This is a genomic window from Acetobacterium wieringae (genome assembly GCF_026646375.1).
In the GTDB taxonomy this organism is placed as follows: domain Bacteria; phylum Bacillota; class Clostridia; order Eubacteriales; family Eubacteriaceae; genus Acetobacterium; species Acetobacterium wieringae_A.
The window spans coordinates 24,984-37,270 of record NZ_JAIPPU010000005.1; the positions used below are offsets into that span (position 1 = coordinate 24,984).

Here is a 12,287-nt window from a genome sequence, read left to right on the forward strand (position 1 = left end):
ATCGTAATTCGGTCTGCTCCGCCACTCCGAGCAAAACTCACTGGGACTGTTTAAAAAACGGGGCATACAAAGCCCCCAGCCGGATCGCTTCAATCAGGCTCACCGGGCTGGCAAGACCCTTTCCGGCAATATCCAGGGCCGTTCCATGATCCACTGAGGTACGCAGAAAGGGCATGCCGATGGTAATGGAAATTGTTTTTTCAAAGTCCACCATTTTGGTGGCAATGTGGCCCTGATCGTGATAAAGCGACAAAACCGCATCGTATTTGCCTTTTAATGCCAAATAAAAAACGCTGTCGGCACCAATGGGACCCTCCACATCGATGCCACCGCGACGGGCCGCTGCTACGGCTGGAATCACAGCCTCCACCTCTTCCCGTCCAAACAGCCCGTGCTCACCGCTATGGGGATTGAGACCAGCAACGGCCAGCCGGGGTTTTCTGACTCCCAGAGTTTTAAGCGCCTTCACACTCTGGTCAATAAAATTCGCCAGATTTTCCTGGGTTACCAAGTCGCAGGCTTGCCGCAATGAAACATGGCGGCTGAGAAAAAACACCCGCAGATTATGAACCTGAAACAGCGTCAAGGGATTTTTTATCCCAGTTAGCGCCCCGATAATTTCAGTATGTCCAATATAGGGCACCTTTGCGGCTTGCAGCGATTCCTTGTTAATTGCAGTGGTCACCAATACTTCGGCTTTTTTATCGAGACATAGCCTTGTGGCTGTTTCGATGTATGCATAGGCCGCCTTTCCCGTCATTGCCTGAACCGCCCCCAGCTTTAATTGACTAAGGTTAATATTTTTTAGATCAATCAGATTAAGAACCCCGGGACAATAGTTACCCTCCCGGGGTTCGTTAATACAATTGATGGTCAATTCGACCTGTGAATACCTCAAGGCTTGCTTGAGTACCTGACTATCACCCACTACGACCAGCTGCGCCATTTCGTTTACAGCTTTATCAGCCAGTGCTTTTACGGTTATTTCCGGGCCAATGCCAGCAGCATCTCCCATCGGAATGACCACGATTGGTTTATCCATTGTGTTCTCCTTACTGCCAGCTTTATTATCCTCGCCTGGCCTGTGTTTTCATGAAACGTCAAACAGTATTTTAATCAATATCCTGCGCCTGATCGGCAATCAGCTGGCCCAGTAAGGCTTCCAGTTGGTTTTCATCAATGGGCCGGGAAAAATAGTAACCCTGAACGTGATCACATTGATAGATTTTTAAACAATCCAATTGTTCCAATTCTTCAACCCCTTCCACAATCACATCCATATGAAGAATATGGGCCATCATAATAATCGACTCCATTAAATTCTCATTGGATTTCCTGATAAGCAGATCCCGGGTAAATGCCTGATCAATTTTTAAGGTGTCAATCGGCAGATTTTTAAGATAAGCCAACGACGAATAACCGGTACCAAAATCATCCAGTGACATCCGGATACCGATGGCCTTGAGGCTTTCAAAAATGCTGATGGCTTCTTCAAAGGAATTGATAAAGAGATTTTCGGTAATTTCCAGCTCCAGTAAGCTCGGTTCCAGCTTGCAACGTTTCAAAACCTCGGCGACCATTGCCGGAAAATTTTCCTGGCTTAATTGAACCGGAGAAACGTTAACCGAAATCATCAGTTCTGTGCCCATTTTCTGGTTGATCGCCACGATCTGACGACAGGCGGTTTCCAGTACCCAGGCCCCAATCGGGACAATCATGCCAGTGGTTTCGGCAATATGAATAAATTCCAGCGGTGAGACCCGCCCCAGCTGAGGATGATCCCAGCGGATCAGGGCTTCAAAACCCCGAATTTTTTTATTCCTGACATCGATTTGCGGCTGGTATTGCAGAAAAAACTCGTTATTTTTCAGCGCTGACCGCATCGAATTCTCCAAGGTCATATTCCGAATCAAATTTTGCTTCATGGCCGTTTCGAAAAACGCATGCTGGGCACGACGTCCCTGCTGTTTGGCAATATCGGCCGCAGTATTGGCATATTGCAAGAGTTCTTCAACATCCAGGGCATCATCAGGATAAATTGCGATGCCGACGTGAAAACGGAGATAGACATTATTCTCATGATAGGTCATAGCCTGGTTTAAAACCCCCTGAAGTCTTTCAATCTCGAACAGGGCATCGTCCGCTTGTTCCAGCTCCGTTAGTACCCGGATAAAATTGGAACCATTAATCCGAGCCACAAAGCCATGGGCACAGTTTAAGGCCAGCAGCCGGGCCCCCATCATTTCCAGTATCTTATCGCCAAAGGAAGGGCCATAGGTATCATTGATCCGCTTAAAATTATGGATGTCAAAACAGATCACCGCAATCTTCCCCTTATTATTATGAATCAATTGGCCAAGCTGTTCATTCAGATAGGCCGCATTGGGCAGTCCGGTCTGCGGATCATAATAAGCCAGCACCTTTAGGGCATCATCCCGCTCCTTCACCGAGGCCACCATGCCGTTAAAATTAGCCGTCAGCTGATCAAATTCGTCAAAACGATTATCGGTATCAATGGGATGATAATCGCCAGCGGCAATTTCCTTTGTCTGGCGGTTGAGTTCCCCAAATGAATGGTTAATGTCCTTAAAAACCAGCCGGGCAACAAACCGGGAAAACAAGACCAGCAAAAGTGTAAATAGCAGCATCATAATGATAAATGGTCTGAGCGCTGCATAAATGGAATCATAGGCTTCATAGACAAAGACATGCCAATTGGCATTGGGAACATCGGCATGACTGACCATGGCAGTCTTTCCTTCGTAGGTGAAGGTATGAATCGGATCGGCTGTTTCTTGATGCACGGCCTGGTAATTGGCTTCAATCTCCCGCTGGTATACCTTGTTGATATCGGTATGGGAAATAAAAACCCCATTGCCGTCGGTGATGGCGACGGTTACCGAATCACCGAAGGTTCGGATATGATTTCCCGACAGCATACTGATTTCTTCCAGATTTAAGTAAGCCACCAGAACCCCATCACCGTGGGGAAGAGCAATGGTGATCGTGGGCTGTCCCGTTTGTTGCGAAATAAAAGAAGACGATACAAAGGGTTTCCCGGTCGTGCGGGTTTCGGCAAAAAATGGCTGTCCAGTCCGATTGGCTCCCAAAATATTGACATTTTGAGGCGCCGTATTTTTAACGATTCCATTGGCGTCTAAAATCTCAAAGCCCTCAATCGAGTCCGAACTCTCCAGTAGCCCATTTAAATAACGCTGGATCGTTGCGTCATCCTTTAGGGTTCCATCATCGAGCAAACCATTAATCTGCTTAAGAACCTGGAACGAATCATCCATGAAATCCGACATCCGCTGAGCAATGGCTGCTGCAATCATCGTGTTTTTTTCATGCATATCTTTAAGCAGGTAATCATAAATTATCGGCGTAACCAAAAGACCCACAAGAATCAGCGGGATGATGATGGAAAACATGTTGTTAATCAGAATAAAATCTCGCAGCTTCTTAATTCGCTTCATTTACTACTCCGCCTTTGTAAATTGACCATTTTTAACAACATATTCATAAATGGTTCGGCTGGCATCACCGAAGCCATCAATGGTTATTTCGTTTTGTAGCCCCGGATAGATAGCTTTTTGCAGGATTGCTTTTTTGACCGTTTCCGGGTTGGGATTGGCAGTTTCTGCTACTGTGTTAAGCAGTAACATGGTGGCTTCATAGGTATATACCGCAGCAAAGGTTGGCTCCGCCCCATACTTTTTTAAATAGTTCTCCCGAAATGCCGTGTAGGCCGGGGCTTTTGATTCCAGATCAATGAGACTGGTGATTGTGACCCCTTCAACTGCTGCGCCACCCTGTAAAAGCAAATCATTATTCATCGACCAGGCGGCCAGATAAATCGGAGTCTGATTATTCAGTTTATAAAACTGCTGACAAAACATGGCGGCATCAAACGATGAGGCCAGGATCACAATGCTATCGGGCTGCGTGCTTAATACCCGCTGCGAAATATCCAGGTAGTTGGGGTTGGCACTCGCTAAAAAGGCTTCTTCATAAATAATTTGCCCCCCCACGGGTGCTAAGTCCTGAGCAATTCCGTCTTTTACCGTACCGGTATATGCCAGATTCTGAGATTCGTAAATCACCGCCACCCGCTTCCCGACGCTATCTTTCACCATGCTTTCTTTAATGATTGCCGCCTGATCACTGTTTGGTGAAACAACACCGATGACATGGTCGTCCTGACCAAACAAGGTGGTGGCACTCATCGTCGGATTAATCATCAACATATCCTGACTGTTGACAAAAGGAACACTCAAGGTCGCCATGTTGCTGGTCATATGACCGACGATAAAAGAAATCCCGGCTTCCTGAAGTTCCCGATCAACCGCCAGGCCAACTTCCGGGTTATTCTGGTCATCCTTGATTACCACTTCCACAGCCTTGCCATTAACTCCCCCGGCCGCATTGACTTCTTCCACTGCCATCATCAGGCCATTGCGTCCGTTTACCCCCAGCTCCGAAGTGCTGCCCGTAAGACTGGCAACAAAACCAATGGACAATGGTTTCTGCATAAAACAGGATGTCAAACATAGAACGGTGACGGTCAACAGCACCAGTGTTGAAAAAATCTTCTTCAATTTCATGGTCAGCGTCTCCTTTGGGTGTTAATACAGTCCTGATCTTCATAACTGTTCAAGAACCATTAAAATATTCCCTATCAATATACCCTTTTTTATCTCCTACAAACCTGTTTTGCTTGTCATACCTATTAGTTTTTGCAAGCAATAACCAGATGGTTCCGACTGCAACACCATGCCCAAACCCTACTTGCAATTATTTCATGAAAGACTCTAGATAATTATTCTAGAGCATTTTTCTATCCAGAACAAGTGATAAATTATCTTGCTTATAGTTATTTTTCTCAGCTGGTTTAAAGCGCTCGAGCGCAGTCAAAAACTATTTTTAACTATACTTTGGATGTTTATTTTATAAATCTCCGGGTAAAAATCTGATCAACAAGTTGCTTTCTTATCGCTTGATCCGATGTCTATTTTAAGCTAAACTAGGGCTACTCTGTTTTATCAGCGACGATCAATTTTTTCATCAGTGATGATGAGTCAAAGGAGAAATGAAATGAACCAGAAAAAAGGATTACTCTTAAAAATGTTGTTGTCCATCGGCTTGCCAGTTGCGATTATTTTTGCCATTGTAGCGGGTATATCGCTGTATATCGTGGATCAGGCCATCACCCGGATCACCGTCAACGAGCTATCGGCCCGGTCACAGGCAGTTTCCAACGAAATTGAAAGCTATTTTACAACCTATCTGGAAGCGGCCAACCAACTGTCGACCAACCCTGAGATTCGCAGCTATTTTGAACAGGTCACACCGGGCGTTGGCATTACCTCAACCCCCAATTTCCCTGAAGTTAAGCAGACCCTGGACAATGTGGTTGCCACCGATCCGGAAAATATCCGGGTGGCCTGGGTCGCCGATGTTGACTCCAGTCAGTTTACCCAATCCGATGGTTCCTCGTCCGACGGTACCTACGATATCAACGCCCGCCCCTGGTTTCAGGAGCTCGTGGCCCAAAAAAAGGTCTTCATCTCTGAGCCCTATCTTGACGTGGTCACCAATGAAATCATTGTCAGTGTGGTGGCGCCGGTCTTTAAACCAGGCACCCAGGATCTGATCGGTGCCACCTGCGTGGATGTTTCCATCGATCGGATTAAAGAAATCATCGCTGAAAATAAAATTGGCGAGACTGGATTCTTCATTGTCTCCACCAATAGTGGGATGGTTTTTGATCATCCCAACCCCGATTTTATCAACGGCCCCCTCAGTGATACCGATCTCTCGGAAAACATCATCGCTGCACTGACCGATAAAACCGCCGGCCCGATAACTTATGACTCCGCCGGCACCACCAGCCAGGGTTATGTTACTGAAATCGGTGATACTGGCTGGGTATTGGCCACCGGTCTGCCGATGGCGGAATTCAACCAGTCTTTTGCCACCATTCAAACGATGATGCTGGTGATATTCGGACTCGGTCTGCTGGTCATCATCGGATTGATTGTTGTGTCCACCCGCAGCTTTATCCGACCGATTACCAAACTCGCGGCAGCAGCCGACCACCTGGCCCTGGGTGCAGTTGATATTGACTACGCAATGGCTGATGATGCCAAAGCTGATGAAATCGGCGAACTGACTAAATCCTTTGTCAACATGGCCGAAAATATCCGGGATCAGGCTGAAGCCGCCCAGAACATGGCCCAGGGTAATTTATCGATTGATATCCAGCCCAAGTCAGAAAACGACGTGCTGGGAAACAGTATGGTTTCGATTAAAAAAGCCATCAGCAGCCTGGTTGCCGATACCATCATGCTGTCCGATTCTGCCATTCGTGGCGACTTTACCAGACGGGCAGAGGTTAAAAACCATTCTGGCGAATATGCCAAGGTTATTGCCGGGGTCAATCAAACCCTCGATACAGTCGTTGACAATATGTTCTGGTATGAAGCGATTATTGATGGCATCCCTTTCCCGGTTCACGTCACCGATATGGATATGAAATGGACTTTCATGAACCGGGCCTTTGAAGATCTGATGATCAAAAATGGTGTCATCAAGGATCGGGTTTCTGCCTGTGGTATGGATTGCTACAATGCAGGTGCCAATATCTGTCAGACCGAAGGCTGTGGTATCCGCCGTCTGGTTGATCAGGGTCTGGCGGACTCCTACTTTGAATGGGTTGGGCGAAATAATAAACAGGATACCGCTTACCTCAAAAATAAAAAGGGCGAAAACATTGGCTTTGTCGAAATCGTCACCGATTTAACTCCTATTATCCGGGTCAGTGATTATACCCATGCTGAGGTTACCCGCCTGGGCGATAACCTGATGCGGTTAGCTCAGGGAAATCTGGACTTTGATATGAATATCAGCGAAGCTGATGAATACACCAGCGATGTCAGCGTTCAATTCAACGAAATCAGTCATAGTTTAACGGCCGTTAAAACCTCTATCGGTGAAATGATCGAGGCCGCCACCATGATCACCAATGCGGTGATTGATGGAAACCTCCAGACTCGAGCTGATGCCAGCAAATTCCAGGGTTCCTGGCAAGATCTGGTGGGCGGTATGAATGCCATTCTGGACGAAATCAATAAACCACTCGGTGAAGTCATGGTGGTAATGGATGCCATATCAAACGGTAATCTCCATGAGCGTATCACTGGTAATTACAGCGGTGATGTGGATGCTCTGAAACAAACGGTTAACACTACTGCCAGTCGTCTGGAAGCAGTTGTTAGTGAAATTACTGAAAAGATCGAACAGCTTTCCAAAGGGAATCTTAATATCGAAAACGCCCGGGAATTCCGGGGCGACTGGGTTACCATTTCAAATGCCATTAATGTCATTATTCAATCGCTGAATGATGTAATGGGTGATATCAACGTCGCTGCCGAGCAAGTTGCCTCCGGTTCTGGACAGGTCTCCGCCGGCAGTCAGTCATTGGCTCAGGGTTCCACCGAACAGGCCAGTTCCGTTCAGGAACTCACTGCCTCCATCTCCGAAATTGCCGATCAGACCAAGAATAATGCTGTTGATGCCAATAAAGCCAGAGAACTGGCTGATACCGTTAAAGATCATGCCGCCAAAGGAAATGCCCAAATGTCACAAATGCAAAACTCAATGGTGGCCATTAACCAGTCTTCGGAAGACATTTCCAAAATTATCAAGGTTATTGATGACATCGCCTTCCAGACCAATATTCTGGCGCTCAACGCCGCTGTTGAAGCAGCTCGGGCCGGTCAGCATGGCAAAGGGTTTGCCGTCGTAGCTGAGGAAGTCCGTAGCCTGGCTGCCCGTAGTGCCGATGCTGCCAAGGAAACCACCGCTTTAATTGAAGGGTCTATCGATAAGGTTCAGGAAGGTACCAAAATTGCTGATGATACTGCTGCAGCTCTGGATGACATCGTCGCCGGTATCGAAAAGGTCACTACCTTAATTGGTAATATTGCCGTCGCTTCCAATGAGCAGGCTTCGGGAATTGCCCAGATTGACACTGGCGTGGAACAAGTTGCCCATGTCGTTCAGCAGAACTCTGCCACCGCCGAAGAAAGCGCCGCTGCCAGCGAAGAACTGTCCGGACAGGCCGAGCTGCTAAAACAACTGGTTGATACCTTTAAACTCCGAAGTAAAAGCGCATCAAGTGTTAAGCCAACAACAGTAAATAAACCGATTGCAGACGTCCCAAGCTCAACACCCGAGCCAAACATTGATCTTGGTGAACTAGATAAATACTGATCTTTAATCCTCTGAACGATTACCCCGTACCGACAATTGTTACATCATGATATGCATCGGAGCAGACATAGTATCGCCTGTCCGATTTTGTAACAAACAACAGATTAACAATTACATCGGTACGGGAGTTTATCGAAATCTTCAACAGATGCCATTAAGGCGTCTGTTTTTTTCTTTATTCGACTTAATCTTGAATACGGGTGATTTTAATGGGTATAATTTTAAAAGAATACAATCCCAACCAAATCTTATCGCATTAAAACCCCATACTTTAAAATGCTTAGCATTTTTTATTAAAGTTATATGCGCATATGTCGATATACTGTTATACAAAGTCAAATCATGTTAAGATATTGTTTTCTGTAGTTACTTAGTTTCTCTAATTATTTACGATAGTCTTTTGCATGAGGCTTAACCTTTGCCAATGTTTGTTCAGAAAGGAGCATTATTATGAAAACTTCGCACACGCAATCCAATCAAACCAATGTTAAAATGCGTTTATCGACAAAATTAGTGGGGTTTACAACGCTGATTCTGGCGATTGCCGTTCTAACGCTGGGGCTGATTGCCATCAATTATGGTTCGGCCGCCCTATCCAATGAAGCCAGTACCCAGGAAAGCGCTTTCGCCAACGAAGGTGCCGGTCATATCGGTGCCATTGTTTCCGGTAATCTGGGAAAACTTGATGAAATCGCCCTCCGGGCTCGAACTGCTACGATGGACTGGAATACTCAGGTTACTTCCATTGCCGGGGATGTAGATCGTTTAGGTTATCAGGATATTGCTGTCATGGATCTAAACGGTAACGCTAAATATATTCTTGGCGGTCAGGAGTTCAAATCAGAAGGTCAATTCTGGTACGAAGAAGGCTTTGCCGGTAAAAATGCTATTTCCGATGTTGCCATCAGCAAGGTCACCAATGAACCAGCGGTCTTTGAAGTAGCGCCCATTAAAAACAATGGTCAAGTCGTTGGTCTCCTCGTTGGCCGCAGAGATCCAACCTTCCTGCTCGATGTCACCAATGCGATGGGCGATGGCGAACGCAAATATGGCATGGTCGTTAACGATGATGGTGCTGTTATGGCCCATCCCAATGAGCAGCTGATTCTTGATCAATCCAATATTTTTAAAGATATTGAAACAAATGGACCGTTAAAAGAACTTGGTATGGCCATAAAAGAATTGGGTGTCGGGCAGTCCGGTAATATTTCGTATAATTATCTTGGCGAAACAAAACTGGCATACACCAGTGCTATTCCAGGAACCAACTGGACGCTCATTGTCATCAAATTTCAAAGTGATGTACTGGCACCAATCAACAACTTACGAAACACAATTCTGATCGCCTCGCTTCTGATTCTTCTAATCGGTGGTTTTGCCACTTATATTCTGGCCCGGAAAATTTCCAGACCAATTGTTTCATTAAACCGGATGATCAAAGAAATGACACTTGGACATCTCAGTGACCGTCTGGAAGTGGTGTCCCGTGACGAAGTCGGTGAAATGACAACATCCATGAATCAACTGGCTGATGACCTCCAGAATGTGGTTATTGCCACCATGGATCAGATTTCCAACGGTGACGTTTCAGCCAACATCGAATTACGGGATGCCCAGGATGAAATTGCGCCAGCTCTTAAACTGACCATTGAAACCATCCGAAACCTGATCGCCGAAGCTACCATGTTGTCTCAGGCTGCCATTGCCGGTCAATGGGAAACCCGCGGCGATGCCGATGCCTTTAAAGGCGGTTTTAAAGAAATTGTTGAAGGGGTTAACGCCACTCTGGACACCGTCGTGGATCAGATGGTCTGGTATGAAGCAATCATTGACGCGATTCCATTCCCTCTTCATGTTACCGACAACGATATGAAATGGACCTTTATGAATAAGCCGTTTGAAGATCTGATGATTGCCAATGGCGTCATTAAAGATCGAAATTCTGCCTGCGGCATGGATTGCTACAACGCCAATGCCGATATCTGTCGAACTGAAGGTTGTGGCATCCGCCGACTGGTTGATCAGGGCTTAAACGACAGTTACTTTGAGTGGGTTGGCCGAAGCAACAAGCAGGATACCGCTTATCTTAAAAATAAGAAGGGTGAAAACATTGGTTTCGTAGAAGTCGTCACCGATTTAACCCCGATTATCCGAGTCAGTGATTACACCAAAAACGAGGTTACCCGACTTGAAAATAATCTTAGCAGTCTGGCACAAGGCGATCTCAACTTTGATATGAATGTCGGCGAGCCGGATGAATACACCTCAGAGGTCAGCATTCAATTCCATAAAATCGGTGACACTCTGGCTGAGGTTAAGCAATCCGTTGGTAATCTGATCGATGATGCCAGCATGTTGGCCCAGGCCGGTATTGATGGTAAACTCAGTACCCGGGCTGATGTCAGTCGACATCAAGGTGACTTTGCCAAAATTGTAAATGGTGTCAATGCCACCCTGGATGCTGTTGTCGCTCCGATCAGGGAAGCCTCTGATACCCTCCAGGATCTTGCCAAAGGTAATCTTAACACCGGCATGGTGGGCAATTATAACGGCGATTACACCCGCATTAAAAATGACATGAATCAGACCATTGCCTTCCTTAAAAATTATGTCGATGAGATTGCCAAAACCCTACTGGAAATGGGCCAAGGCAATCTGGATATCGAAATTACCACCGACTATCTGGGCGATTTCCAGGCCATTAAAACGGGACTCAATGGCATTGCCGCCACCCTCAGCGACACCATGGCTGAAATCAACGAAGCCGCCGGTCAAGTTGAAGCCGGTGCCCGCCAGATTTCGGATGGCGGACAGGCGCTGTCTCAAGGTACCACCGAACAGGCCAGCGCCATCCAGCAGCTAAACGCCTCCATTGAAGAAGTGGCCGGTGAAACCAAGAAAAACGCCACCAATGCCAACGAAGCCAACGAGCGGGCTTTAGAGGTTCGCAACAATGCCGAAGTTGGCAATGAACAAATGACCAAAATGGTTTCAGCGATGATCGATATTAATGAGTCCTCCAAGAGTATTTCAAAAATTATCAAGGTCATTGACGATATCGCCTTCCAGACCAATATCCTGGCCCTTAACGCAGCTGTCGAAGCCGCCCGGGCTGGCCAACACGGCAAAGGCTTTGCCGTCGTCGCTGAAGAGGTTCGCTCGCTGGCAGCCCGCAGCGCCGAAGCTGCCAAGGAAACCACCGGTCTGATTGAAGGCTCCATTGACAAGGTCGAAGCCGGTACCAAAATCGCCGATGAAACCGCCACCAGTCTCGTTGAAATTCTCAGCGAAATTGAAAAAGTAACCGCTCTGGTCGGTAACATCGCCCGCGCCTCCAATGATCAGGCCACCGAAATCGCTCAGATCACTCAGGGCATCGAACAGGTTTCCACCGTTGTTCAGACCAACTCCGCCACCGCTGAAGAAAGCGCCGCTGCCAGTGAAGAACTGTCCGGTCAGGCCGAAATGCTCAAGCAGATGGTGGGTGCTTTTAAACTAAAGAAAAAAGGCACCACCGCTCATACCTCCTCCAAGCCTTCAATTGAAAAACCAGTAAAACAAAAAGATACTGAAAAAGCACCACCCCAGATCGTTCTGGATGATCTGGAGATGGACAAGTACTAATTGAAAATGACTAACTGCAAAAGCACCGTTTCGGTGCTTTTGTTTTGCATTCTATCACAACTTTTTAACTGTTTTTTCATACGGGCATATTAATATTTATTCTAATTTTTATAATTTTCCACTCGTAAAATCTGAATTTAAAAAACATCCATGTTCGCTTTAAATTTTTTACTTATTTGTCTATTTTATCCAGTTTACCGGAGTTTTTTTGTTTCGGTTCTGGTTACCCTACAGATCAGGTAATTTATCAGATTCTTACAGAAAATATTGATTCTTTTGTATCTTTTTACTATAAATTCTTGTATAATCTAAAAAATATCGTCTTTTTATACAATCAACGATCATCAATTCTATCTATACTCAAATTTCTTTTCCTTTTGATAATCGTT

The 12,287-nt window shown here is 46.1% G+C and carries 5 protein-coding genes; 2 read left to right on the forward strand and 3 right to left on the reverse strand.

The window, feature by feature from the left end; all coding sequences use genetic code 11:
• Positions 1–37 precede the first annotated feature (37 nt).
• The 3 genes from pdxA to Q7P33_RS06015 form a co-directional block, all read right to left on the reverse strand.
• Positions 38–1,042, reverse strand: coding sequence for a 4-hydroxythreonine-4-phosphate dehydrogenase PdxA (pdxA, locus tag Q7P33_RS06005; protein ID WP_303868417.1), 1,005 nt, complete (start codon positions 1,040–1,042; stop codon positions 38–40).
• A gap of 70 nt (positions 1,043–1,112) precedes the next feature.
• Positions 1,113–3,476, reverse strand: a complete 2,364-nt coding sequence (locus Q7P33_RS06010) for an EAL domain-containing protein (protein ID WP_303868420.1) — start codon at positions 3,474–3,476, stop codon at positions 1,113–1,115.
• Between the two features lie 3 nt (positions 3,477–3,479).
• Complete coding sequence (locus Q7P33_RS06015; protein WP_303868423.1) at positions 3,480–4,604, reverse strand: ABC transporter substrate-binding protein; 1,125 nt, start codon at positions 4,602–4,604, stop codon at positions 3,480–3,482.
• Between the two features lie 490 nt (positions 4,605–5,094).
• Here Q7P33_RS06015 and Q7P33_RS06020 point away from each other — a divergent pair, with 490 nt between their 5' ends.
• Both Q7P33_RS06020 and Q7P33_RS06025 read left to right on the forward strand, forming a co-directional pair.
• Positions 5,095–8,274: a methyl-accepting chemotaxis protein gene (locus Q7P33_RS06020; protein WP_303868425.1), complete on the forward strand. Its 3,180-nt coding sequence runs from the start codon at positions 5,095–5,097 to the stop codon at positions 8,272–8,274.
• Positions 8,275–8,724: 450 nt separating this feature from the next.
• Positions 8,725–11,898 carry a methyl-accepting chemotaxis protein gene (locus tag Q7P33_RS06025; protein WP_303868428.1) on the forward strand — a complete coding sequence of 1,058 codons (3,174 nt, stop codon included), beginning with the start codon at positions 8,725–8,727 and terminating at the stop codon, positions 11,896–11,898.
• Positions 11,899–12,287 lie beyond the last annotated feature (389 nt).

What these genes read in the sequence shown, in the direction of transcription:
- pdxA (WP_303868417.1), bottom strand. Translation starts at nt 1,042, where the DNA reads ATGGATAAACCAATCGTGGTCATTCCGATGGGAGATGCTGCTGGCATT.
- Q7P33_RS06010 (WP_303868420.1), bottom strand. Translation starts at nt 3,476, where the DNA reads ATGAAGCGAATTAAGAAGCTGCGAGATTTTATTCTGATTAACAACATG.
- Q7P33_RS06015 (WP_303868423.1), bottom strand. Translation starts at nt 4,604, where the DNA reads ATGAAATTGAAGAAGATTTTTTCAACACTGGTGCTGTTGACCGTCACC.
- Q7P33_RS06020 (WP_303868425.1), top strand. Translation starts at nt 5,095, where the DNA reads ATGAACCAGAAAAAAGGATTACTCTTAAAAATGTTGTTGTCCATCGGC.
- Q7P33_RS06025 (WP_303868428.1), top strand. Translation starts at nt 8,725, where the DNA reads ATGAAAACTTCGCACACGCAATCCAATCAAACCAATGTTAAAATGCGT.